The sequence below is a fragment of the Bacillus ectoiniformans genome, from assembly GCF_016908875.1.
Lineage (GTDB): Bacteria > Bacillota > Bacilli > Bacillales > Domibacillaceae > Bacillus_BX > Bacillus_BX ectoiniformans.
Genome location: NZ_JAFBES010000010.1, coordinates 1 through 24,093 on the forward strand (window position 1 = coordinate 1; position 24,093 = coordinate 24,093).

Annotated in this window: 22 protein-coding genes and 1 other annotated feature; of the genes, 8 read left to right on the forward strand and 14 right to left on the reverse strand. The window is 41.4% G+C overall.

The window, feature by feature from the left end; genetic code table 11:
- Positions 1 to 309: 309 nt before the first annotated feature.
- From JOC78_RS12710 to JOC78_RS12725, 4 genes are all read right to left on the reverse strand, one after another.
- Complete coding sequence (locus tag JOC78_RS12710) at positions 310 to 1,074, reverse strand: SDR family NAD(P)-dependent oxidoreductase (RefSeq protein WP_204556471.1); 765 nt, start codon at positions 1,072 to 1,074, stop codon at positions 310 to 312.
- 313 nt (positions 1,075 to 1,387) lie between these two features.
- Positions 1,388 to 2,701 carry an SLC13 family permease gene (locus tag JOC78_RS12715; RefSeq protein ID WP_204556648.1) on the reverse strand — a complete coding sequence of 438 codons (1,314 nt, stop codon included), beginning with the start codon at positions 2,699 to 2,701 and terminating at the stop codon, positions 1,388 to 1,390.
- Between the two features lie 30 nt (positions 2,702 to 2,731).
- Positions 2,732 to 4,012 carry a histidinol dehydrogenase gene (hisD, locus tag JOC78_RS12720; RefSeq protein ID WP_204556473.1) on the reverse strand — a complete coding sequence of 427 codons (1,281 nt, stop codon included), beginning with the start codon at positions 4,010 to 4,012 and terminating at the stop codon, positions 2,732 to 2,734.
- A 153-nt stretch (positions 4,013 to 4,165) separates the two neighbouring features.
- Positions 4,166 to 5,155 carry a LacI family DNA-binding transcriptional regulator gene (locus JOC78_RS12725; RefSeq protein WP_204556475.1) on the reverse strand — a complete coding sequence of 330 codons (990 nt, stop codon included), beginning with the start codon at positions 5,153 to 5,155 and terminating at the stop codon, positions 4,166 to 4,168.
- A gap of 528 nt (positions 5,156 to 5,683) precedes the next feature.
- Between JOC78_RS12725 and JOC78_RS12730 the strand changes: the two genes are divergently transcribed.
- The 3 genes from JOC78_RS12730 to JOC78_RS12740 are packed head-to-tail and all read left to right on the forward strand — an operon-like array spanning position 5,684 to position 8,095.
- On the forward strand, positions 5,684 to 6,427 hold the full coding sequence (locus JOC78_RS12730; RefSeq protein ID WP_204556478.1) for an IclR family transcriptional regulator: 744 nt from the start codon (positions 5,684 to 5,686) through the stop codon (positions 6,425 to 6,427).
- Positions 6,428 to 6,439: 12 nt separating this feature from the next.
- Positions 6,440 to 7,627, forward strand: a complete 1,188-nt coding sequence (locus JOC78_RS12735; protein ID WP_204556480.1) for an MFS transporter — start codon at positions 6,440 to 6,442, stop codon at positions 7,625 to 7,627.
- Between the two features lie 12 nt (positions 7,628 to 7,639).
- A complete protein-coding gene (locus JOC78_RS12740) occupies positions 7,640 to 8,095 on the forward strand; it encodes a heme-binding protein (protein ID WP_204556482.1) in 456 nt (151 codons plus the stop codon).
- A gap of 156 nt (positions 8,096 to 8,251) precedes the next feature.
- On the opposite strand, the gene JOC78_RS17880 is transcribed toward JOC78_RS12740, so the two are convergent.
- The 3 genes from JOC78_RS17880 to acsA all read right to left on the reverse strand — a co-directional run bounded on the left by JOC78_RS17880 (position 8,252) and on the right by acsA (position 12,113).
- Entirely contained in the window at positions 8,252 to 8,449 is a 198-nt protein-coding gene (locus JOC78_RS17880) for a hypothetical protein (RefSeq protein ID WP_204556483.1), read from the reverse strand.
- Positions 8,450 to 8,669: 220 nt separating this feature from the next.
- Positions 8,670 to 9,932 (reverse strand): tyrosine--tRNA ligase, encoded by a 1,263-nt coding sequence (gene tyrS, locus JOC78_RS12750; RefSeq protein ID WP_204556487.1) that lies wholly within the window; start codon positions 9,930 to 9,932, stop codon positions 8,670 to 8,672.
- Positions 9,933 to 10,035: 103 nt separating this feature from the next.
- Positions 10,036 to 10,252 (reverse strand) — a binding site (T-box leader).
- Between the two features lie 142 nt (positions 10,253 to 10,394).
- On the reverse strand, positions 10,395 to 12,113 hold the full coding sequence (gene acsA / locus JOC78_RS12755) for an acetate--CoA ligase (protein WP_204556488.1): 1,719 nt from the start codon (positions 12,111 to 12,113) through the stop codon (positions 10,395 to 10,397).
- A 206-nt stretch (positions 12,114 to 12,319) separates the two neighbouring features.
- Between acsA and JOC78_RS12760 the strand changes: the two genes are divergently transcribed.
- From JOC78_RS12760 to JOC78_RS12770, 3 genes are read left to right on the forward strand one after another with little or no spacing between them, the layout of a single operon-like run.
- Positions 12,320 to 12,952, forward strand: a complete 633-nt coding sequence (locus tag JOC78_RS12760) for a GNAT family N-acetyltransferase (protein ID WP_204556489.1) — start codon at positions 12,320 to 12,322, stop codon at positions 12,950 to 12,952.
- A 29-nt stretch (positions 12,953 to 12,981) separates the two neighbouring features.
- Positions 12,982 to 13,629 (forward strand): acetoin utilization AcuB family protein, encoded by a 648-nt coding sequence (locus JOC78_RS12765; protein ID WP_204556491.1) that lies wholly within the window; start codon positions 12,982 to 12,984, stop codon positions 13,627 to 13,629.
- The gene (locus JOC78_RS12770) at positions 13,626 to 14,810 is read left to right on the forward strand and encodes an acetoin utilization protein AcuC (protein WP_204556493.1); all 1,185 of its coding nucleotides are present in this window, start codon (positions 13,626 to 13,628) and stop codon (positions 14,808 to 14,810) included. The genes JOC78_RS12765 and JOC78_RS12770 overlap by 4 nt, the downstream gene beginning before the upstream one ends.
- A gap of 48 nt (positions 14,811 to 14,858) precedes the next feature.
- Here JOC78_RS12770 and motS read toward each other — a convergent pair whose 3' ends face one another.
- The 4 genes from motS to JOC78_RS12790 all read right to left on the reverse strand — a co-directional run bounded on the left by motS (position 14,859) and on the right by JOC78_RS12790 (position 18,596).
- Positions 14,859 to 15,578 carry a flagellar motor protein MotS gene (motS, locus tag JOC78_RS12775; protein WP_204556494.1) on the reverse strand — a complete coding sequence of 240 codons (720 nt, stop codon included), beginning with the start codon at positions 15,576 to 15,578 and terminating at the stop codon, positions 14,859 to 14,861.
- Positions 15,575 to 16,387, reverse strand: a complete 813-nt coding sequence (motP, locus tag JOC78_RS12780; RefSeq protein ID WP_204556496.1) for a flagellar motor protein MotP — start codon at positions 16,385 to 16,387, stop codon at positions 15,575 to 15,577. The genes motS and motP overlap by 4 nt, the downstream gene beginning before the upstream one ends.
- A gap of 61 nt (positions 16,388 to 16,448) precedes the next feature.
- A complete protein-coding gene (gene ccpA, locus JOC78_RS12785) occupies positions 16,449 to 17,447 on the reverse strand; it encodes a catabolite control protein A (protein WP_204556498.1) in 999 nt (332 codons plus the stop codon).
- 72 nt (positions 17,448 to 17,519) lie between these two features.
- Entirely contained in the window at positions 17,520 to 18,596 is a 1,077-nt protein-coding gene (locus tag JOC78_RS12790) for a bifunctional 3-deoxy-7-phosphoheptulonate synthase/chorismate mutase (protein ID WP_204556502.1), read from the reverse strand.
- A 264-nt stretch (positions 18,597 to 18,860) separates the two neighbouring features.
- Between JOC78_RS12790 and pilM the strand changes: the two genes are divergently transcribed.
- Entirely contained in the window at positions 18,861 to 21,005 is a 2,145-nt protein-coding gene (gene pilM, locus JOC78_RS12795) for a cell division protein FtsA (RefSeq protein ID WP_239587155.1), read from the forward strand.
- Positions 21,006 to 21,035: 30 nt separating this feature from the next.
- Here the strand turns inward: pilM and ytxJ are convergent, their stop codons facing one another.
- The 3 genes from ytxJ to JOC78_RS12810 all read right to left on the reverse strand — a co-directional run bounded on the left by ytxJ (position 21,036) and on the right by JOC78_RS12810 (position 22,744).
- The gene (gene ytxJ, locus JOC78_RS12800) at positions 21,036 to 21,350 is read right to left on the reverse strand and encodes a bacillithiol system redox-active protein YtxJ (protein ID WP_204556503.1); all 315 of its coding nucleotides are present in this window, start codon (positions 21,348 to 21,350) and stop codon (positions 21,036 to 21,038) included.
- Positions 21,351 to 21,501: 151 nt separating this feature from the next.
- On the reverse strand, positions 21,502 to 22,227 hold the full coding sequence (locus tag JOC78_RS12805; protein ID WP_239587156.1) for a YtxH domain-containing protein: 726 nt from the start codon (positions 22,225 to 22,227) through the stop codon (positions 21,502 to 21,504).
- 34 nt (positions 22,228 to 22,261) lie between these two features.
- Positions 22,262 to 22,744, reverse strand: a complete 483-nt coding sequence (locus tag JOC78_RS12810; RefSeq protein ID WP_204556507.1) for a DUF948 domain-containing protein — start codon at positions 22,742 to 22,744, stop codon at positions 22,262 to 22,264.
- Positions 22,745 to 22,951: 207 nt separating this feature from the next.
- On the opposite strand from JOC78_RS12810, the gene JOC78_RS12815 reads away from it, so the two are divergent.
- Positions 22,952 to 24,067, forward strand: a complete 1,116-nt coding sequence (locus JOC78_RS12815) for an aminopeptidase (protein WP_204556509.1) — start codon at positions 22,952 to 22,954, stop codon at positions 24,065 to 24,067.
- The last annotated feature ends 26 nt before the right edge of the window (positions 24,068 to 24,093 follow it).

A 24,093-nucleotide genomic window follows, 5' to 3' on the forward strand; every position in this document is an offset into this window, starting at 1 on the left:
TATAGAAGAAACCATTTGTTAGAACAAGAAAAAATGAGCATGACTCCAAAAATTCTCGTCATGTTCATTGACAGATTCTTTTTTCAACAGAGTGAAACCCTTGAAATGTCGACATTTCAAGGGTTTTTTTATCTTCAAAAATCAAGTCAGCCAATAAATTCCTAGCCGCCATGAAGAAGCGCAAAACGATAGAACATATATTTTACACAGTAACGTGCTAAATAAGAGTAATGATAATTAGCTAGGCAACCTCTCCATATTGCTAGTGAGACTGCTTGTTATTCAAGGGGGACAAGTATGCTTAATTCATCAGATCGCTGTCCAGCCGCCATCTACCTTAATCGTCTCACCTGTGACAAAATCGGATAAGTCGGATGCTAAATATAAGACAGCACCCGAAATATCATTTGGTTTTGGGAGTTTGCCTAACAGGATCCGGCTTTCTACGTCTTTTTTGAAGTCTTCGTCTGCAAACATTTCCGCAGTAAACTCTGTTTCAATAAACGTTGGTGCAACAGCATTGACATTAATACCATATTTCGCCCATTCTACAGCTAATGCTTTTGTTAATTGAACCGCTCCGCCTTTACTAGAGCAGTAGGCCGCTCTATTTATATAACCAACAAAGGACATTTGAGAAGCAATGGTAATGATTCTCCCCTTTTTTCCTTGTGCGATCAGATGTTTGCCAACGGCTTGACTAAAAAAGAATACTGACTTTAAATTTGTATCTACCGTACTGTCCCAATCTTCTTCGGTTACTTCAACAGCAGGCTTCGGACTATTAGTACCAGCGTTATTTACTAATATATCCACAGTGCCGAACTTACGCACTACTTCATCAACGACTTGTTGTACTCTCTGAATATCGTTCACATTCAATGAAAACGCCTCGTGTTTCCCACCGAATTTCTTCAGTTCCTCAAGGGTTCTCTCTAAGGCTTCTTTCCCTCGCCCAATGATCATAACGTTAGCTCCAAGTTTTGCAAAGGCAAGAGCAATTTCTTTTCCGATCCCTTTACTTCCGCCTGTCACAACAACTGTTTTATTTTGAATATCTGCAAAATAAGTCAAATCACTCTATCCTTTCAAGGTCAAATTTTAAGAATCTATCTATAATAGCTCAAGCTTTAAACACGCAATGATCTCCTACACTTATCTTCTCTTATTGCCTCTGACTAGAATGCTTTCAGGTTTCCCTATTATCCCTAAATCTTTGAACAAATAATGTAAGATTGCCGAAAATAGGTGAAAGCAGCCGGGACTTGCAATCACTGTCTTTCAACAACAGTCAGTAATCATTCATTCAAGTCTATCTATAAAAAAATTCCCAACAAACAAAATGCCTGCTGGGTAATACAAAATTATTTATGGCTGATGTCTAGAACTATAACCCTATTGAAAATAGGATGACCGCCAGTATACTCCCAACTATTGGAACAACGACAGTTAAAGCGCCAAACATAGGATAGGCATCTTTATGGGTTTCGCCTGCAATAGAACGGATGGTAGTCACAACATAACCGCCAGATGGAAGTGAATCAAGGGATCCTGAAGAAATGGAAACCACTCGGTGCAATGCTTCTGGGTTAACACCTAGGTCAAGATAATGCGGTGCTAATAAGGGTAAAGCAATGGCTTGTCCGCCTGATGCTGAACCAGTTAAACCTGCGATAACCGCAACGGCTAGCGCTCCCCCGATTAATGGACTGCCTGGGATATCTGTCATAAATGCTACTGCCTCTTGGAAGGCTGGTGTTGCTTTTACTACCCCGCCAAAACCGACAACGGCTGAGGTGTTAGCAATGGCAATGATTGCACCAATTGTACCCTCCGAAATGGCATTCCCCACATTCGAAAAATATTTTCGGTTGATTAAATAGGTAGTTAAAATGCCTCCTGTTAAAGCAATAATTAAAGCAGATTGCTTCAATGAATCATGAAATATAAATGAAATGCCTAAGACTACCAATAAAGGAATCATACTTAAAAGCGGATCAGGTAATTGCTGACGTACCACAAATTGGTCTGTCTCTCTTTGAATAAACTTCTCTCCATTTTTTATGGCTTTTTTGATTGCTTTTGTTAACCACCAATAACCAAAGATCATCATAAATATCGCAACAATTAAACTGACTTCCCATCCTGCATAGGCATTCGTTCCTAAAAATTCTATGGGGATCCAGTTTTGAATTTCTGGTGAACCGGCAGATGTCATCGTGAATGTAGTCGAGCCAAAAGCCAGCGCTGCTGGAATAAAACGTCTTGGCAGATCAGCTTCCTTAAATAAACTGACTGCCATGGGATAAACAGAAAAAGCCACTACAAACAAGCTGACTCCGCCATACGTTAATACCGCACAGGCAATCACTATCGCCAATGCAGCTCGTTTCATCCCTATCTTTCCAACAATCCATTTGGAAATACTTTCAGCCGCTCCGCTGTCCTCCATTACCTTACCAAAGATCGCACCAGTTAAGAACATTAAATACCATGAAGCTATAAAGCCAGAAAAACCCGCCATATAGTTCGTTAAGAAATTCGCAGCACCTTCTTCCACAAGCTGCGGAAATAATGGCATCCCATTTAGTAACGTTACAAACAACGCAGAGAGCGGCGCTGCTATCAGTAAATTCATACCCCTCATAGTCAGGTAGATTAGCAATGCTAATCCACCTAACAGACCTATAAACCCTAAGATCATGTGACCATGACTCCCCTCATTTTGTACTTACTTTTTGTTTCCGTATCTGCGTACACGAAGCAATGCTTGTTCAGCATGCCCTGCAAAGTTTTCCAGCTGGCATAGTCTCGCTGCATATTCCCCAATATAAGCAGTTGCTTCAGGCGTCACTTTTTGGTATGTAACAGTTTTGATAAATTTACCTACCCAAAGACCGCCAGTATATCGTGCTGCTCCCTTTGTCGGCAGCGTATGGTTAGTTCCAATAACCTTATCGCCGTAAGCAACGTTTGTTTCTGGCCCTAAAAATAAACAGCCATAATTCTTCATATTCTCTAAGAAATAATCAGGGTTTTCTGTCAGTATCTCTACATGCTCAAACGCGAGTTTATCTGCTTCAACCACCGCTTCTTCCAGACTGTCTACTAATAAAACCTGACCATAATCTGCCCAGGAAACACGAGCGACATCTGCAGTCGGCAATACTTTGAGCTGCCTTTCAATTTCCTCTATTGTTTCATAAGCCAGCTTCTCAGAAGTTGTGATCAAAGCTCCAGGTGACGTCGGACCATGTTCACCTTGCCCAAGAATATCAGTTGCAACCATTTCTGCATCTGCCGTTTCGTCTGCTACCACTAGTGTTTCAGTCGGACCTGCAAATAAGTCAATGCCGACCCTTCCAAACAATTGTCGTTTGGCTTCAGCTACAAAGGCATTTCCTGGCCCAACGATCATATCAACTAATTCGATGGTTTCCGTACCAATCGCCATGGCTGCCATTGCTTGAATGCCGCCGAGTAAATAAATTTCATCCGCACCTGCTAAATACATTGCCGCAATGGTTGCGTTTGGCACTTCTCCATTGATAGGCGGCGTGCAAGCGATAACACGTTTGACTCCCGCAACCTTTGCTGTTAATACACTCATATGTGCAGAAGCAACCATTGGATAACGCCCACCTGGAATATAACAACCAACGCTATTCACTGGAATGTTTTTATGACCTAGAATGACACCTGGAATATTCTCTACTTCCACATCATGAAGAGAAGCTAATTGAGCCTCAGCAAATTCACGAATGTTTTTTTGGGCAAACTTGATGTCCTCAATTGTGTCTTCAGGAACCTTTGCAACAATCTCCTGAATTTGCTCCTCAGTTAAACGGAATGATTCAGGAGACCATTTATCAAATTTGTCCGAATACTCCCGTACTGCTTGATCGCCGCGGACTTCGATATCTTTAATGGCGTCGCCGACAATTTTAGATACTTCCACATCATTCTTAGATACTTCTTCCTTTGATTTACCTTCTTTAATTATTCTTACCACAATGAATTCCTCCCTGTTTGATTTGTATACGCTTCCAATTAAAATTTGAATACGTATGCAAATTACTGAAAATTTTTACGTATTCAAAATGAATACGTATGCAAAAAAATATAAATAAAGAGTATTCTAAAAATAGCGATTTGTCAATACCCTTTATGTGGTTTGTCTTTCAATTAATCTCCCCTCTAATTCAACAATTCCATTGTGACCGGTGTACTCTTTAATCTCAGAGATCATATAACTCACTGTTTCTTTCACCATTTGAGAAACTGGCTGTTCCCAAGTTGTTAAGTTATATATTGGCCATGCTGCCATATTTATATTATCAAAGCCTACAACCTTTGTTTGTGACGGAACAGCAATTCCATTCTCGCGAAGCACGTCTAACACACCCAATGCCATGATGTCGTTAGCCACAAAAAAAGCAGAAGGTACATGTCCGTTTTGAATCATCTCCTTTGCAGTTTCATAGCCGCCTTCATAAGAATAATCAGAATCAAACCTTTGAAAGGGAATCTTATGTTTTTCTAATATTTCTGTAAAGCCTTTTTCCCGTTCTATACTCGTCGATGTATTGCGTCCGCCTGAAATATAAGCCATATCCCGGCAACCTTTTTGAATCAAGTACTCAGCAATCTGCCGGCTTGCTTTCAGATTATTTGTGCATAGTGAAAAGAAGTCCTGCTGATCTGCTTTTCGGTTAAATAATACAAGAGGGATCTTATTCTTTTTAAAATCCTCAGTAACTCTTAGTGAAAGAGTGGCATCCGTAATAATTACACCTGCCACATTATAATGTAAAAGCATCTTCACATCTTCTTTTTGGATCTCATCATTATTCGTGTGGACAAACAGTATGCTATAGCCTAATTTTTTAAAATGCGTCGTAAATTCCTTTAAAACCTGTGGGTAAAATGGATTGTGAACCCCTTTCATGACTAGACCAATGAGCTTTGATTTATTTGTAATTAAGCCTCGTGCAAACTCGTTAGGTACATACCCTAACTCCTCAGCAGCGGCTAACACTTTTTTTCGTGTCTTTTCCGAAACAGATGCGCCTTCGAAAAAAACCCTTGAGACAGTGGACTGTGAAACCCCTGCAAGCTTTGCAACATCCTTTGCATTAATTCCTTTACTCCTCATCCGCTTCTACTCTCTTTCAAAATTATGATTATAAATTATACACTATATCCCCATGATTTTGGAGTGATTAGAGATAAAGCTTTTTAGAATCGTCTCTTAAAGTCGGATTCACACAAAAAAACACAAAATAAATTGCTGCTTATGAATTGTATGTAAATCCAAGTATTGACTAAAAGACTAAATTTGAGCTGTTTACAGAGCTTGAAGGATATCAACTAAACAAGCGTGCCCAACGAAGAGATCACACTCAAAACCATAATGAATGAACTCAATCTTCTCACAGATCACAAATCCATATGTGTCTGTCAATATTCAGGGCAAAGCCTTTGTTCCGTTTTAATGGATACTGCTCTTAGCAAAGTGACGATTGGGTAAGCCTCTTCAAAGTAGGATCGTTACCCTTTCATTCTCATTCATGTTTCTATATAGCACTCTAAACCCTCGTTTCAAATATAGAAACTAAAACTCATAATTTGAAGTAAACCCCGCACCATATTACTATGAAAGCTGTGCAAAGGAGGATTGAATATGAGCCAATACGAGGTTTCCACATTAAAAAAAGGGCTGCAGATACTTGATGTTCTGATGCTAAAAGGAGAAATGACACTTACTGACATCATGGATTATTTCCAGTGGAATAAAACGACTACTTTCCGTTTACTGCACACATTGGAAAACATGGGGTTCATTCAAAAGGGAATCCATGGTTTTAATCTCACAGGAAAATCTTCCACGCCAAAACAGCCGCATAACCCCTTGGTTGATTGGGTATCAGTACCAGCACTTTATGAATTAAGCAGAAAAATGGGAGAAACAATGTACATCGGTATTTTAGATGGAAGCGATGTAGTGACTACCCAAATCGTGGATGGCACTCATGCAATGAGGATTCATTCTACAGTTGGAGACAGGGATCCTGCTCATGGCAGTGCACTCGGGAAAGCCATTCTTGCTTTTATGGAGCCTGATTTGCAGCAATCCTTCCTGAGACATCTGCCTTATGCCAAAACGACGATTCATACCTTCGATGACAAACAGATGTTTCTCTATCATTTAGAAGCGATCAAGAAGCGAGGCTATGCCATCGATGATGAAGAAACGGCTATTGGCGTGAGATGCATCGCAGTCCCTATCTATAGTAATGGCCGAGTTATCGCAAGCGCGGCAATCTCTGGCCCGGTTTCACGATTGTCTAAGAAAATGGATAAGACGATCAGCAAAGAGCTGAAAGCTTGCAGTAAACGCATCACAGAACAGCTTGAAAACAATTAGGAGGTAATCACCATGAAAGCTTTCTCATCTAAAAGCCTAGTTGCCTTGATATCATTGGCGATCAGTGCCTTTGCCATTGGAACAACCGAATTTGTCATTGTCGGATTGCTCCAGACGGTGGCTTCCGACCTTTCCATCTCTGTAACGAAAGCGGGTACCCTTGTATCTGGTTATGCTGCTGCCATTGCAATCGGCACACCCATCGTGACTGCAATGACCAATAGGCTTCCTAAGAAAGGACTGCTTCTTAGTCTATTAGTCATTTTTATTGCAGGAAATTTATTATCTGCCTTTGCAGCCACCTATAGCCTGCTGCTTGCTTCACGTATCATCACAGCTGTGGCACACGGAGTCTTCTTTGCCATTGCAGCTACTGTGGCAACGGAAATCGTTCCAAAGGACAAACAATCACAGGCAATTTCAATCATGTTTACAGGGTTAACGGTTGCAACCATCCTCGGTGTACCATTCGGAACCTTGATTGGTCAGCAGCTCGGCTGGAGAACCACCTTTCTTGCCATAGCAGTCCTAGGGGTTATTGCTTTGATCGCTAATATGGTGACAATTGACAAGCCCGAAAGAAATGTAAACAAACTAACAGTAGGAGACATTGGTAGATTAATAGGAAATCCAAGAATCATCCTGGCACTTCTAATGACATCATTTGGATTTGGCGGAACATTTGTCTTATTCACGTATTTAACACCCATTTTAGAGACAGTAAGCAATATCTCACCAGACCACATTTTTTGGATGCTGCTTCTATACGGAGCCGCCACGGCTGTGGGTAATATCATTGGAGGCAAAATTACCAATCATCATCCTGTTAAGGCACTCAGATGGGTATTTCTATATCAGCTTATCGCCTTATTATTACAGATGATCCTGCTTCCAAATGCCTTATTGCGCTACCTTTCCATTATTCTGCTTGGGCTATTCGCCTTCATGATGTCGCCGGGCGTTCAATCCTATATCGTCTCACTTGCTGAACAGCTTGTTCCAAGTGCAAAAGACCTTGCCTCAGCACTTAATATTTCAGGGTTCAACCTCGGGATCGCTGCAGGATCGGCACTGGGAGGATTCGCTGTCGACTATCTGAATTTCCTTGACACAGCTTGGATTGGTGCACTTATGGTACTAGTTGCCTTAGTTTTGGCAATGATCAACTACCGTCTGGATAAAAAACAAAAATTATTTTAAAGGAGAATGGATATGACAACAGAACAATTACAACAATTAGAGGATGACTTAACCTTCACGACCTTTACAAATGAAGATGCCTTGAACCTTGGAATGGAGCTTGTAAATCTGGCTAAACAAGACGGAGTTAACATTGCTGTTCACGTTGAACGAAACCGCGTGCCTTTATTTACTCATTTAATGGACGGAACTTCAGAAGAAAATGTTTACTGGCTGCATCGAAAGAAAAGAGTCGTAGATCACTATAATCATAGTACACAATTCATTGCTGCGCGTTTTGAGGAAAATGGCCTTCAGCATGATCAACACTCATTGCTTGCTCCAGAAGATTATCAAGCGATCGGCGGCTCTCTGCCTATTCGACTTGCAGGTGCTGGTGTCATCGGAAGCGTGACAGTGGCCGGGCTTACTCCACAGCTTGATCATGAGTATGCAGTGAAAGGCGTAAAATATTTTTTAAACAGATAAGATCAACCGTTAAACAGCCCCCACCCATGCCCGGGTGGGGGTTGTTTTTGTCATAATAATTATGAACTTGAACTGAAACAGCAAAAATGAATGGCCTCTAGTACTAGCCTTTCATTAACAGGACTAAAGCTTATAAACTATACACGCTGCAGATTCTCAAAAGTCGAATTCGTCCGGATGTGGACCGCTTCTAAGATCTTCGTTTAGAGCATTTAGTTGATTCATTTCATCATCAGTACGAATAGCGGTTACTACTGCTGCTTCTAGGTTTTTCCCTTCTTCTACACGAAAAACACCATATCCGATTTCCGGCATTTCAACACCATTATTTAATTGAACTTTTTTCAATTCCATAAGCTATTCTCACTTTCCATAACATTGTGTTAAGAAAAGAATCGCAATTGATTCTTGACTAAATAGTATCTTAAGACCATCAAATTTAATAGAAGGCACTTTTATGTACCGTTAAAAAAAAGCAAGTACACCTACTAAAATTCAGCCCTTTCTTTTAATATTTTGTATAAGAAGCGCAACACAAAAAAGGCCGAGCTTTAAGCCGGCCTTTTTCTGCTTGTTACTTATAACGAATCAAGTAATACTTCTTCTTCCCGCGGCGCACAATGGTGAATTTACCTTCTACTCGATCGCTTGAAGATAGAATATAAGCAACGTCTGTCTGCTTTTCTCCATTTAATGAGACCGCACCATTTTGGATATCTTCCCGCGCTTGGCGTTTAGATGGGGAAATCTTAGCTGCAATTAATAAATCAACCAGCGACAATTCTTCAGCATCTGAAATATCAAAAGATGGAACGTCTTTAAATCCCTGTTCGATTTCGTCAGCTGTTAAGCTTTTAATGTCACCGCTGAATAAGGCGGCAGAAATTTTAATTGCTTGTTCAAGAGCGGCTTCTCCATGAATGAGGCGAGTCATCTCTTCTGCCAGCGCTTTTTGAGCTTTTCGCAAATGAGGCTCTTCCTCTACCGCTTTCGCCAATTCTTCAATCGTTTCCAAAGATAAGAACGTGAAGATTTTCAAGTATTTTACCACATCTGCATCTGCTGTATTGATCCAAAATTGGTAAAACTCATACGGAGATGTTTTTTCAGCATCTAGCCAAATCGCTCCGCTTTCTGTCTTTCCGAATTTCGTTCCATCTGCTTTTGTCACAAGTGGAATCGTTAAGCCGTAAGCTTTTGCTCCTTCTGGCTGCATTTTTCTAATTAACTCTAATCCAGTCGTAATATTGCCCCATTGATCACTTCCGCCGATTTGCATCTTACAATTATGGTTCTTATATAAATGAAGGAAATCCATCGCCTGTAAAATGGTATACGTAAATTCAGTGAATGAGATCCCTGTATCAAGCCTAGAAGCGATTGTATCTTTCGCTAACATATAATTGACACCGATATATTTTCCGTAGTCGCGAAGGAACGTCACTAGGTCCATAGAGCCTGCCCAGTCATAGTTATTCACCATAATGGCCGCATTGTCTCCATCTTGGTTAAAGATTTGTTCCAGCTGTTTTCTCAAGCACGATACATTGTGCTGTACCATTTCTAATGTTTGCAACTGGCGCTCTTCTTTCTTACCGCTCGGATCCCCAATTAGACCGGTTGCGCCTCCGACTAAAACGATCGGCGTATGGCCATGATTTTGAAAACGGCGCAGAGTAAGGAATGGCAGCAAGTGACCAATATGCATGCTGTCTGCCGTTGGGTCCACTCCGCAGTACAGGGAAATTTTTTCTTTTGAAAGGGTTTCTTTAATCCCCTCTTCATCTGTTTGCTGATACACGATTCCGCGCAGCTTTAATTCTTGCATTAAATCCATCGTTCAACTTCCTCTCTCATTTTGGTTTCATAAAAAGCAGGTTTTTATTCGTTAAAGACCTGAAGATCATTGCTTCAAGCATACAAAAACGCCCCTGCAAAAATGCAGGGACGCTATATACGCGCGGTACCACCCAGGCTTGAGAATATGTCATTCTCCACTCTTACTGAATAACGGCTGCAAACCGTTTACTGCTACTTAACATTCACAGCAAAAGCTCCGGGAGGTAATTCGTTCGGCTATTTGTATCACCTTTCACCAACCGGCGATTCTCTAAAAAACAGGGATAGCGAACTACTGAATCCTTTCAACGCTGTCATATTTAAATTGTATATGCCCATTTTAATCATTACACCAAACATTGTCAATCCTTGCCGCCTTGCCCATTCTGACATTGACTTCAAAACCAGCCTATACATTAAAAAAAGAACCTGCCAACTCATCAGCAGGTTCTTCTGATTATTAATCTTCCATTGTAGATAAGTCACCAGTTGGCAAGTCAAGCTCCCAAGCCTTTAACACGCGTCGCATAATTTTACCGCTGCGAGTTTTTGGCAGCTTGTCGCGGAATTCAATTTCACGAGGTGCCGCATGGGCCGCTAATCCCGTTTTGACAAATTGGCGAATCTCTTCTTTTAATTCGTCAGACTGTTCATAGCCGTCACGCAATGCAACAAACGCTTTAATAATTTCTCCGCGAACTGGGTCTGGCTTACCAATTACACCCGCTTCTGCAATAGCCGGATGCTCTACCAGCTTACTCTCTACTTCGAACGGTCCTACTCGCTCGCCAGCCGTCATGATTACATCATCCACTCGGCCTTGGAACCAGAAATAACCGTCTTCATCCATGTATGCGGAGTCGCCGGATACATACCAGTCACCAGGCATGAAGTAAGAATCATACTTCTCCGGATTATTCCAGATTGCTGCCATCATGGATGGCCAGCCTTTCTTAATTGCCAGATTCCCCATGCGGTTAGGAGGAAGCTCGTTTCCTTGATCATCGACAATCGCAGCTTTGACGCCAGGGATTGGTTTACCCATTGATCCTGGTCTGATGTCCATGCACGGATAGTTACAAATGACCTGCGCACCTGTTTCCGTCATCCACCATGTATCGTGAATGCGAAGGTCAAATACTTTTGATCCCCAGCGAACGACTTCAGGATTTAAAGGCTCACCTACACTCAAGATGTGGCGAAGTGAACTTAAATCAAACTTCTTCACAAGCTCATCTCCCGCTCCCATCAGCATACGGAAAGCAGTCGGCGCGCTGTACCATACAGTAATCTTATAATCAGCAATTGTCTGGTACCAATTTTCAGGCTTAAAGCGTCCGCCAACAATAACGTTTGTTGTTCCAGTCAGCCACGGGCCAAAGATCCCATAAGATGTACCTGTCACCCAGCCTGGATCAGCTGTGCACCAATATACATCATCCTCTTTTAAGTCCAATACCCATTTAGCCGTTTGATATTGCTGGATCATGGCATTATGCACATGCAAAACGCCCTTAGGCTTACCAGTTGATCCAGATGTATAATGCAGAATCATTCCGTCATTTCGGTCTACCCATTCAATGTCAAATGAAGAATCTGCATCTTTCAGCTTGGCAAGAAAATCAACGTATTTCCCTTCGTTCTTAACGTCTTCCCCTACAAGAAAGACAGTTTCTAAATTAGGAAGTTCATCAACAGGAACACGGCTAAGCAATTCCGGCGTTGTCACTAGAACTTTTGCTCCGCTGTCCTCTAAACGGTCGCGAACAGCACCTTCCATAAACGCTTCAAATAGCGGTCCTACTATGGAACCGGTTTTAATAGCCCCAAGAACAGCGAAATAAAGTTCAGGTGAACGAGGCATGAAGATAAATACACGATCTCCTTTTTCTACATTCGCAAACGTTTTAAATACATTCGCAGCCTGATTCGTACGCTCTTTCATTTGCTCGAAAGTATACTGCTCATTTCTATCTGCATCACGGTAGTGCAATGCCACTTTATCTTTTAGTTCAGATTCTGCATGGCGGTCAATCGCTTCATATGCAATGTTAACCTTTCCAGTTTGAGACCAGGAAAAAGCTTTTTCAGCTTCCTTCCAATCAAATGATGCAGCTGTTTCTTCATAGCTTTTTAAATTAAAATCCCCTTGCTGTACTGTTAGCGCTTCCAATTTCATGCACCCATTCCCCCTTATGTAAGATTACAAATAAAGTATACTATATATTTATTATTTTCTCAATTTTTAAAATAATAAACTTCCAATAAAAATGTAATTCCACCTATTTATTCCTATTTTATAATCTGAAAATTTAGTGAAAACGCTTCATTTTGGATAATTTTATGTATAATGAGGGTATGCAATTAATCAAAGGCGGTGACCCAATGGAGCATATTAAAAGATATCATTCAAAAGACTATGACACTCCTAACGGTTCTTTAGTTATTGAAGGTCCGGTAACATCTGAAAGACTAGCAGAACTTGATTTTCATGAAGGCCTTGTCGCTTTTAGACAGCCTGAACAGCAGCATAAAGCGCTGATCGAAATTGCGCAGCTTCCAGAAGGCAGAATCATTATTGCCAGACAAGATCAAATGATCGTCGGCTATGTGACTTATCTGTATCCCGATCCTCTTGAGAGATGGTCAGAAGCCAATTTAGAAAACATGATTGAACTTGGAGCCATTGAAGTCATCTCATCTTTCAGGGGAGCTCGCGTCGGGAAAAATATGCTGAAAGTATCCATGATGGATGATGCCATGGAAGACTATATCATTATTACGACGGAATATTACTGGCACTGGGATTTAAAAGGAACAGGCTTGAATGTATGGGAGTACCGAAAGATCATGGAAAAAATGATGAACGCGGGCGGTCTAGTCTGGTATGCCACTGATGACCCGGAAATCAGTTCGCATCCAGCCAATTGTCTGATGGTTCGCATCGGTTCAAGAGTAGACCAGGACTCCATTGAAAAATTTGACCGCATTCGCTTTATGAACCGCTTTATGTACTAATCTATATCAATCTCGAGGGGGTAAAAAGAATGATTGTTGAAGAAATTATGCAAACCCAAGTACATACGCTGAACCCAAATGACACCATCGCTTCCGCCCTGCAATTGTGCAGAGATCAAAAGATTCGCCACATTCCTATAGTAGATAACAATCAATTGTTAGTCGGACTTGTCACAGACCGTGATATAAAAGATGCCACTCCTTCTATTCTTCAAAAAGGCACAGGAGAAGAAGAACTGAACAAGCCTTTAGATTTAATTATGGAAAAGAACGTCGTCACAGGTCATCCTCTCGACTTTGTTGAAGATGTAGCCGCCACTTTCTATGAGTACGACATTAGCTGTATGCCGGTCATTCAAAATGGGGAGTTAATTGGGATTGTCACGGAAACAGATGTGCTTCACACATTTGTCGAACTGACAGGAAGCCATCAGCCAGGCTCTAGAATAGAAGTGAAAGTGCCAAACAAACCAGGCATGCTTTTTGAAGTCGTGAATGTTCTGAATAAACGCCGCGCGAATATTCATAGCGTGCTAGTTTATCCCGACAAAAATGATGAAAAGTTCAAAATTATTGTTTTTCGCGTCCGAATGATGAATCCAATTGGGGTGATTGATGATTTAAAGAAAGAAGGACATATTGTGCTGTGGCCGAATATGCCGGGAGTGTCTTCATGACTGCGAAAAGAGATGCCGTATTCGTACATTCGGATCAATCACTATCTTACAAATTCTCAGAAAATCACCCTTTTAACCAATTCAGACTGACATTAACCATTGACCTTTTAAAAAAGATAGATGCACTCAAAGACAGTGATATGGCTCCGCCTAGAATGGCATCAGATGAAGAATTAGAACTTGTGCATGACAGCGCTTATGTAGAAGCTGTGAAGAAAGCGAGCAAGGGCCTGCTGACACCCGATGCCGGAGAAGGATACGGCATTGGAACAGAGGATACCCCTATGTTTGACGGGATGCATGAAGCCAGCGCGTTTCTAGTTGGCGGCACCTTAACCGCTGCGGACTTAGTCATGCAGGACAAAGCCAATCATGCGCTCCATTTAGGCGGAGGTCTTCACCATGGCTTTCGTGGAAAAGCTTCGGGTTTTTGTATATATAACGACAGTTCAGTAGCTATCAAATATTTGCAGGAAAAATACAAAGCCAGAGTATTATATGTGGATACTGATGCTCATCATGGCGATGGCGTACAATGGTCTTTTTATGATGACCCTGATGTATGCACCTATTCTATTCATGAAACTGGACGATACTTATTCCCCGGAACTGGAAATGTGAATGAACGAGGACATGGAAAAGGCTATGGATATTCTTTCAACATTCCTTTAGATGCGTTTACGGAAGATGAATCCTGGCTTGAAGCTTATGAAACTTCATTATGGGAAGTCGCTGATTTCTTTAAACCAGATGTCATACTGACGCAGAATGGAGCTGACTCTCATTATTTCGATCCGCTCACACATCTGTCAGCCACGATGGAGATCTACAAGCGCATTCCTAAGCTCGCTCACAAAATCGCTCATGAATATTGTGACGGACGCTGGATCGCTGTTGGGGGCGGCGGCTATGATATATGGCGCGTCGTTCCTAGAGCTTGGTCTTACGTCTGGCTCGAGATGACTGAAAACTCTCATTTTTCCGGCGCTTTGCCTGAAAGCTGGTTAAACTATTGGCAGCCAAAAGCGCCTATCCAATTGCCGACGACTTGGGAAGATGCGAAGGACATCTATCCTCCTATTCCCCGCAAGCCGGAAATTGAAGAGAAAAATCGAATTACCGTCGATAAAGCGCTGTATCCCTTAAGGCAAAATAAAAAAAGCAGGGAACCTAGCGCCTAATCGTTTATAGATTCAAAAAAAAGCAGACTGTCGCGGCAGTCTGCTTTATCATTTATTGTTCTCATCAAATTTCGGATCAGATATGATGATTTCCACGCGGCGGTTCTTTTGAAAGTTCTCTTTCGATGTGTTAGGCACAATCGGCCGTGTATCCCCATAACCCACAGCAATAAAGCGGGCAGGATCGACTTTATGGTTGCTGATTAAATAACGGATGACACTGCTAGAACGGGCGCTTGACAGTTCCCAGTTGGATGGATAGTAAGAATTCTTGATCGGGCGGTTGTCCGTATGCCCTTCCACTTTAATTAAGTTAGGCATCCCTTCAAGAAGCGTACCTATTTTCCTCAGGAATGAATGAGCATCTGGAAGCACAACTGCTTCACCGGTACCGAAGATGATCTGTTCTTGAAGAACAAGAACCACCCCTCGTTCATTTCTTGTTGCGGTTGCTACCTCTTCTAAGCCATTCTTCTCTAAATATTTCTGAACCTCATCAGCCAGCTTGTCCAATTTTTTTTCATTCGTTTGGCTTTCTTCCTTTTTGACCTCTTCCGCCGGGTTTTCAGCTGGAACAATAGACGGGTTATTGTCAAAGACGGATTTTGTCTTAAAGGATTCCGCGATTGCCTCAAATTTAATTTTATCAATTTGTGACATTGAAAAAAGCAAGATAAAGAAAACTAGCACAAGTGTAACAAGATCGGAAAAAGTAACCATCCACTTTGGCGCACCTTTTTGCTTAGGCGGCTGGCGTCTTCTTCTCATATCTCAACGGCCTCTCTCTCATTGGCATCCATTTCTTTTTGAGATCTTCTCTCTTCGCTGGATAAGAAAGCACTAAGCTTTTCTTGCAGAATCTTTGGGTTTTGTCCAGATTGTACACCTACTACTCCTTCAATGATGACTTGTCTGAAAAAAACCTCTTTTTCCGTTTTCAATTCCAGCTTAGCCGCCATGGGCAAAAATACTAGGTTTGCCATCAATGAGCCATAGAATGTCGTCAGCAAAGCGATCGCCATATTGGGACCAAGGGTAGTTGGATCATTTAGGTTTTTCAGCATGAGCACAAGCCCCACCAGCGTTCCAATCATTCCCCATGCAGGCGCATATTCGCCTGCTCGCTCTAAGATGCTTCTGCCCTTCCGGTGACGCTCTTCTAAAGCTGTAATCTCCGCATCCATAATATCTATCAGCATTTCCTGCTCGATCCCGTCAACAGCTAAGAGCACGCCTTTCTTCAGGAATTCATCTTCAATTTCTCCGAGCCCATTTTCAAGAGCGAGCAGCCCTTCTCGGCGTGCAATTTCAGACAGCTTAACAAATCGGCGAATCAGCTCTTCTAAATTGTTCTCATCTTCTCTGAAAGCCTGTTTAATGACTGAAAATGTATGTTTAATATCCTTGACCGGAAAACTGATTAACAGACCTGCAGCTAATCCCCCAAAAACGATCAGCATCGATGGCAAGTGCAAGAAGGATATGAACCCGGCAACCCCTCCGCTAGAGAAGATCGCAAACATCAGCAGTACAAATCCTAAAACTATTCCGACCGGAGTCAGTTTATCTAATTTCATTTCTTCTCCCCTATTCTCCCACCATAAACTTTTTGTTCATTATTATATATCGGAATGAGAATTAATTTGTTGATCCCCTTTTCTCAATCCGGTGCGGAAGTACGACAATAGGACTTTCTACTTCTTCTTTATTCATATACTTTGTCAGAAGCCTCATGGCTACTGCTCCAATGTCATATAGAGGCTGAACAACTGATGTCAGCTGAGGGCGCACCATCAAAGCCAGTCTGGAGCTGTCGAAGCTAACGACTTCGATCTCATCAGGAATCCCCACTCCTGCATCCTGTGCTCCATGAACAACGCCAAGAGCCATTTCATCATTATTAACGAAAATAGCTGTAGGTTTAACTGGAGCTTCCTGAAGTTTCGTCCAAGCTTCAATTCCTGAATCATAAGAGTAATCGCCTTCTACTACTAATTCTTCATTGTAAGATAATCCCGCCTGCTCAAGCGCTTCCTGGTATCCCTTCAATACAAAATCACGGTTGATCGTATCGTGGAGCGGGCTGGCTACATAAGCGATATGCTTGTGTCCTTTTTCAGTCAGCATTTGCACAGCATCAAATGCGGCTTCTTTATAGTCAATATTGACGGAAGGAATTTGTTCAGATCCTTCGACAGATCCCGCTAAAACGATCGGTACTTGTGAGCGCTTAAACTCTTCAATATGTTCATCTGAAATGTTGCTGCCCATAAAGACCAGTCCATCTACTTGTTTTCCTAACATCGTATTAATTAAATGAAGCTCTTTATCTTTATTCTGATCTGAGTTACTCAAGATAATATTGTATTTATACATGGTAGCAATGTCTTCAATACCTCTTGCTAACTCCGCATAAAAAATGTTGGAGATGTCGGGGATAATGACTCCGACTGTCGTTGTTTTTTTACTTGCCAGCCCGCGCGCTACAGCATTCGGACGATAGCCAAGTCTTTCAATCACATCTAGCACTTTCTTTCTTGTTGCTGGTTTCACATTTGGATTTCCATTTACGACTCGTGAAACGGTCGCCATGGAAACGTTCGCTTCTCTTGCTACATCATATATTGTTACATTCATTAGTTAATCTTCTCCTTCATAAAGTCCTTTTCTATATATTAACGAAAAAAAACTCCTGTGCAAACACAGGAGTTAAGCTTTTACAGGAATTGCTGTCACAACTTCGCCGTAAAATTCATCAAATTGTTGTAAATTCATTTGCTGAGCGGAATCTGATAGTGCTACAGCCGGGTCAGGATGTACTTCAGCCATGACTCCATCGGCACCAATGGCAAGCGCTGCTTTAGCCGTAGGAATTAACAGATCGCGTCTTCCAGTGGAGTGAGTAACGTCTACCATTACCGGTAAATGAGTTTCTTGTTTCAGAATCGGCACAGCTGAAATGTCTAGCGTATTTCGTGTAGCTCTTTCGTATGTGCGGATACCGCGCTCACATAAAATGATTTGATCATTGCCTTGAGCGATAATGTATTCTGCTGCATTAATGAATTCTTCAATTGTTGCTGCTAAGCCGCGTTTTAACAATACAGGCTTTTTCACTGCCCCTGCTGCTTTTAACAGCTCAAAGTTTTGCATGTTACGCGCTCCAATTTGAATGACATCTATGTATTCGCATGCCACTTCAATATCAGCCGGGTTGACAATTTCACTTACCACAGCCAAATCAAATTCATCGGCAACTTTTTTCAAGATTTTCAATCCTTCAAGTCCAAGTCCTTGGAAGTCGTATGGAGATGTACGAGGTTTGAAAGCTCCTCCACGGATCATTTTCAATCCTTTGCCTTTGATGGCCTTAGCGACTTCAGCCACTTGCTCATAAGATTCAACTGCACATGGTCCGAAAATAAATGTCGGTGTGCCGTTTCCAACTTCTTCTCCGCGAATCGTTACAATTGTATCTTCCGGCTTCTTCTTACGGGATACAAGCAATGCTTTGCGGTGATCGTCTTGCTGCAATTCTAATCCAGCTTTGAAGATTTCTTTAAAAATATGCTCAACCGTTGAGTTCTCGAAAGGCCCAACATTTTTTTCAACAATAGAGTTCAGCATCGTTCTTTCACGGACAGGATCATAACGGTTGACACCCTGCTTTTCTTTTACACGTCCAATCTCTTGTACAAGAGCTGCACGATCGCTGATTAGCTTTAGCAATTCTGCATTCATTTCGTCAACACGCTGTCTTAATTGATCTAGTTCTTGGTTACTCACAATTATCATCCTTCCGCTGTTTGTTTTCCCAATTTTCCAACAATTGAGTGTGTTTTCCTTCATGATCACTGCCAGCCGCTAATATAATAATAGAAGCTTCTGAAAGTTTCGTATGAAGTTGGATCGATTTGATATATATTTTATATATTAGGGATTATTATAAAACAAAGAATCTTAAATGTCACGAAGAATTTACTTTATTAATTAAACGCTTTTAAGCATTAAAGCATAATAGTCAATTTTTATGATAATGGGGGAGTTAGTTTGGAGCAGTATAATCGCATTTTCGCCTTGGATATTGGCACTCGTTCAGTCGTTGGCGTCATCCTGGAAACTCGTGAAAATAGTCATCATGTACTAGATATGGTCATCAAGGAACACGATGAACGTTCTATGCTTGATGGCCAGATTCATGACATAGTGTCCGTCGCTGAGATTATTAAACAGATTAAAGATGAGCTGGAAATTAAATATGGTCCTTTAAAGAAAGTTTGCGTAGCAGCAGCCGGCCGGGCCTTGCGAACGGAAACGGCAAAAGCTGCGATCGACATTACTGGCAAGCCGATGCTGACGAAAGAAGATATTATGCATCTTGAACTGTCGGCTGTGCAGGAAGCTCAATCGAAAGCGGCTGAGAAGCAGCAGCTCGATAAGCATTATCATTATTATTGCGTTGGATATTCGGTATTATTCTATAAATTAGATGGAGAAGAAATCGGCAGCTTGATTGATCAGCAAGGTAAGGAAGCGGCAGCCGATATTATCGCTACTTTTCTGCCTCGTGTCGTTGTAGAGTCACTCATTGCGGCTCTATATCGAGCCGGGCTAGAGATAGAGGCACTGACGCTTGAGCCGATTGCCGCCATCCAAGTCCTGATTCCTCCCTCTATGCGAAGATTAAATGTAGCTTTAGTCGATATAGGGGCAGGAACGTCAGATATTGCGATCACAGACATGGGAACGGTCATTTCTTATGGAATGGTTCCTGTTGCCGGAGATGAAATCACTGAGGCCCTGAGTGATCAATATTTATTGGACTTTCCAATCGCTGAACAAATGAAAAGAAGCTTGCAATCAGGAGAGACTGTCTCCTTTTCAGATATTCTTGGATTTGAAACAGAAGTGCCTTCGAAAGAAGCTGTTGACAAAATCGATTATGCCATCGAACGCTTAACTTCATCTATCCATGAGGAGATCTTGCGATTGAACAATCAGCATCCTCCAAAAGCTGTGATGCTAATTGGCGGAGGCAGCCTGACGCCAGAACTTCCTGAAAGATTGGCTAAAAAGCTGGAACTCCCAGACAATCGTATTGCGATTAGAGGGACAGAGGCCATTCAAAAGTTAACAATCGAAAAACATTTGACGCACGCTCCAACACTCGTCACACCAATTGGGATTGCCATTGCATCGAAGCAAAGTCCGATTCAATATAAAACAGTCAATGTCAATTCTCAGCCAGTCCGTCTCTTTGAATTAACTCATTTAACTGCTGGAGATTGTTTACTGGCCGCCGGGGTAAAAATAAATAAACTATATGGAAAACCAGGGATGGCTCTAATGATTAATTACAATGGCCAATTGCTGACGATCCCAGGCAATTATGGGAAAGCCCCGATTCTTCAAAAAAATGGACAGTCCTGCTCATTAGATGAAGAAGTGGCAGACGGTGATGAATTAACAGTTATAAAAGGAGAAGACGGGGATCAGGCAGCGATTCAGATGATCGATCTTCTAGAGGACGCATCGAGTATAACGATTATGCTTGATGGTCAGCCAAAGGAAGTGCCGATTTCGGTAAAATTAAACGGAGAACATTCATCATTGGATGCTTGGCTATCCGACGGGGATATTATCGAAGCCTCATATCCTACAGTCAGGGAATTTCTTCAGAAAGAGCAGAAACAAGATTGGCTGTGTCAATTAGCCCCCTTTTCCGTCACAATTAACGAAAAGAAAACGTTCTTCCCGGCGCTATCGGCAAAGTTACTGATCAATCAGAAGGAAGCTAAGCTATCACAGCCTTTGTCAGAAGGAGCACAGCTCGAAATCATTCCAGCTCCTCTTCAAACTGTAGCTGCTATTGCAGAGGCCAAACAATGCATAATGGAACAAACAATTCCTGTAAAGTTTAACGGGGAGGAAATCAAGTTAACGAAAACATTAACCGCTTTTTATAGAAATGGCGAAATGCTTTCTGCACATCAAGCTGTGCGAGCTGGAGATGTGTTAACAGTCGAATCGGAAAAAATGAAACCCTTTATTTTTCAAGATTTGTTTAGACATGTAGAAGTGAAAATGCCTGCGCAAGGCGGCGGAAAATTCACACTGCTAAAAAATGGAGAAAAGACGACTTTTTATGAACCCCTGCAGCCCGGAGACCAATTGGAGATCAGCTGGGACAGTTAAAAAACGCGGCCTATATGCCGCGTTTTCTTTTTATAAACTTTTCAATTGTTCTTTCGTAATCTTCCAATGAGATTCATGCCAGGAGGACTGACCGTCAACGATTAAAAATGCCTGCGGGGATTGATGCACCACATCAAATTCTTCAGCAATGTATGCGGACAGCTCTCTTGATTCCTGTACAGCTAAATAATAGCCTTTCTCCTCTGGATGTTCATTTAAAAAAGACAGCATCTCATCGTACGCATTAGAACTAACCGGACAAGTTAAGCTGTGTTTCATAAAGAAAAATCTTTTTTGTTCCTCTAGAATTTGTTCGAACTCTGCAATTGTTTCAATTTTCTCCACTTTTTCATTCACCTTACCTTTTCAATTATTGAACTATTCTTCCTTGCTATACTATATATTTATTCCCTCCGAAAACCTATAAAAACATTCATTTTGTCAAATTAATTCCATAAGAAAAAGCGAGTTCTAGCTGAGCTCGCTTTTTCTCACATTATTTATTATTCTTTTTATTGTTGTTATTATAATTGTTATTGTTGTTGCGATTATTATTAGATCCTTTGTTTCCAGACGCATTATTTACTCCGCTTGGATTCGAGCTGTTCGCGGAAGCTGTGCTGTTTTTATTTGCATTCTTTTCATCCACACCCGCGTCTGCTGCATTAGAGTAAGCAGAAGATGCCGGTTTTGATGAATCAGCGGATGATTTATTTGAGGATGAACCAACTGATTTTTCCGTTTGGTCAAACGCTTTTTTCGTTTCTTCTAGCTTTTGTGTAGCTGTGTTAGTGGCTCCTGTAATTGCTTGTTCAGCTACTTTTTCAGCTGAATCCAGCATGTCCTTTGTTTCTTGATCATTCGTCGCGTCTTTTTCAGTTTGTTTAATCGATTTCACTTTATCTACAAGCATATTCGATTGCTCTTGAACGGTTTTAGAAAGTGTAGAAGTCTTATCTTTAGCTACAGATGCAAGACCGCTGCCCTTTTCTTTCGCCACTTCCGACCATCCGCCGGCACGCTCTTTTAATGTTCCAGCTTGTACATTCAAGTCTTCGCGAAGCTCTCTGCCGGACTTAGGAGCTAGAAATAAAGCTGTTGCTGCTCCAACCATTCCGCCGACCAATGCGCCAATCATGAAATCTTTCGTATTCATACTGCCATCATTGTAATTTGGATTTAAATCAAAATTATCATAGTTTGGGTTCGTATTGTTTTTCATCATTAGCCTCTCCTGCCTTCTCATTAATAATTTTTTAGTATTTTGCGCGCTGTACAGATGTTTCTGTAGGCGTTAATGCTTCATTTCTTAAAGGTGGTGCCTGTTGTTCTTTCGTATCTTTAAACTTCTCAACTAACTGCTTCACAACATTTCCCCATTGAACCGCCTGGGAAATCTTATATTGGTTTCTTTCCATTTGTGAAGCAACAGTTGTTGTCACTTTCTTTAATGAAGTGTTTAAATTTTGAACAGAAGAACCTACATCCTTCACTGCGTAAACCACAGTATTTAATTGCTCTGTTTTTTGTTGAATATCTTCAGCGAGCACATTGGTTTTGTGTAATAACTCTGCCGTTTCAGTTGTCACGCCTTGCAGCTGCCCTTCTAATCGATCCACTGTTCTAGAAAGGCTGTCTAATGTTTTGTCGACAGATTTTAATGTTTTCGACACGTTTAATACGAGAATTAAAAACGCGATCGCTGCCACTGCAGCACTTAAGTACAAAATAATTTCCAAACCCGGACACCTCCTGCATTGATATATATAAAGTTACCCAACCAAAAAGGGTATTAAACACTCTAATAGATTTCTCTGAAAGAGATATAAATACCTGCATATTTTAATTTTTTTTGCCAAAACATACAGAATCCCGCTTTTACTGTCATTATTATCTGACATTCAGTACAATAATATGTAGTGAAAATAATGGATGGAGGAATGTAAATGAAAGATCCACGCATTGCTAAATTAGCCAAAAATCTTATTAATTATTCTTGTCAGCTGCAGCCTGGAGAAAAAGTGCTCATTGAAAATTTCGGGCTGCAAAGAGACTTGGTGACTGCCTTAGTGGATGAAGCATATAAAGCTGGCGGCTGTCCTTTTGTCTCCTTGAAAGATCATCGTATAGACAGGGCTCTGCTACTAGGAGCTAAAGAAGAGGCTTATGAGATGATGGCTGCGTTTGAGGCAAATGTGATGAAGGAAATGGATGCTTACATAGGTCTTCGCTCAGGAGATAATATCAACGAACACGCCGACGTACCAGATGAGAAAATGAAGATCCACGGTAATACGATTGGCAAAAAAGTACATCGCGATATTCGCGTGCCAAAAACGAAATGGGTCGTGCTTCGCTACCCGAATTCATCTATGGCTCAGCTGGCAAAAATGAGCACAGAAGCATTTGAAGATTTTTACTTTAACGTCTGTAATCTAGACTATGGAAAAATGGATGAAGCGATGGACAGCTTAGCGGGCTTAATGGACCGTACCGATAAAGTCCGCCTTACAGGCCCGGGCACAGATTTAACTTTCTCCATAAAAGATATTCCTTCCGTTAAATGCGCAGGGAGACTCAACATTCCCGATGGTGAAGTCTATACGGCTCCTGTACGGGATTCCGTGAATGGTGTCATCACGTATAATACACCTTCTCCTTATCACGGATTTACTTTCGAAAATGTTAAGTTAACGTTTGAAAACGGAAAAATTATAGAAGCAACCGCTAATGACACAGAACGAATTAATCAAATCTTTGACACAGATGAAGGAGCCCGTTATGTAGGGGAGTTTGCGATTGGGGTTAATCCATATATCCTTCATCCTATGCAGGATATTTTGTTTGATGAGAAGATTGACGGCAGTTTTCACTTCACGCCAGGAGAGTGTTACGAGGAAGCATATAACGGCAACCATTCCAACATTCATTGGGATCTAGTGAACATCCAGCGTCCAGAGTATGGCGGAGGTGAAATCTACTTCGATGACGTATTGATTCGAAAAGACGGCCGTTTCGTACTTCCTGAACTTGAAAAATTAAATCCTGAAAATTTAAAATAAATCTAAAAAAGGAGATTCGCAGTCCG

What these genes read in the sequence shown, in the direction of transcription:
- JOC78_RS12725 (WP_204556475.1), bottom strand. Translation starts at nt 5,155, where the DNA reads ATGAGGAGTAAAGGAATTAATGCAAAGGATGTTGCAAAGCTTGCAGGG.
- JOC78_RS12730 (WP_204556478.1), top strand. Translation starts at nt 5,684, where the DNA reads ATGAGCCAATACGAGGTTTCCACATTAAAAAAAGGGCTGCAGATACTT.
- JOC78_RS12735 (WP_204556480.1), top strand. Translation starts at nt 6,440, where the DNA reads ATGAAAGCTTTCTCATCTAAAAGCCTAGTTGCCTTGATATCATTGGCG.
- JOC78_RS12740 (WP_204556482.1), top strand. Translation starts at nt 7,640, where the DNA reads ATGACAACAGAACAATTACAACAATTAGAGGATGACTTAACCTTCACG.
- JOC78_RS17880 (WP_204556483.1), bottom strand. Translation starts at nt 8,449, where the DNA reads ATGGAATTGAAAAAAGTTCAATTAAATAATGGTGTTGAAATGCCGGAA.
- tyrS (WP_204556487.1), bottom strand. Translation starts at nt 9,932, where the DNA reads ATGGATTTAATGCAAGAATTAAAGCTGCGCGGAATCGTGTATCAGCAA.
- acsA (WP_204556488.1), bottom strand. Translation starts at nt 12,113, where the DNA reads ATGAAATTGGAAGCGCTAACAGTACAGCAAGGGGATTTTAATTTAAAA.
- JOC78_RS12760 (WP_204556489.1), top strand. Translation starts at nt 12,320, where the DNA reads ATGGAGCATATTAAAAGATATCATTCAAAAGACTATGACACTCCTAAC.
- JOC78_RS12765 (WP_204556491.1), top strand. Translation starts at nt 12,982, where the DNA reads ATGATTGTTGAAGAAATTATGCAAACCCAAGTACATACGCTGAACCCA.
- JOC78_RS12770 (WP_204556493.1), top strand. Translation starts at nt 13,626, where the DNA reads ATGACTGCGAAAAGAGATGCCGTATTCGTACATTCGGATCAATCACTA.
- motS (WP_204556494.1), bottom strand. Translation starts at nt 15,578, where the DNA reads ATGAGAAGAAGACGCCAGCCGCCTAAGCAAAAAGGTGCGCCAAAGTGG.
- motP (WP_204556496.1), bottom strand. Translation starts at nt 16,387, where the DNA reads ATGAAATTAGATAAACTGACTCCGGTCGGAATAGTTTTAGGATTTGTA.
- ccpA (WP_204556498.1), bottom strand. Translation starts at nt 17,447, where the DNA reads ATGAATGTAACAATATATGATGTAGCAAGAGAAGCGAACGTTTCCATG.
- JOC78_RS12805 (WP_239587156.1), bottom strand. Translation starts at nt 22,227, where the DNA reads ATGAAAAACAATACGAACCCAAACTATGATAATTTTGATTTAAATCCA.
- JOC78_RS12815 (WP_204556509.1), top strand. Translation starts at nt 22,952, where the DNA reads ATGAAAGATCCACGCATTGCTAAATTAGCCAAAAATCTTATTAATTAT.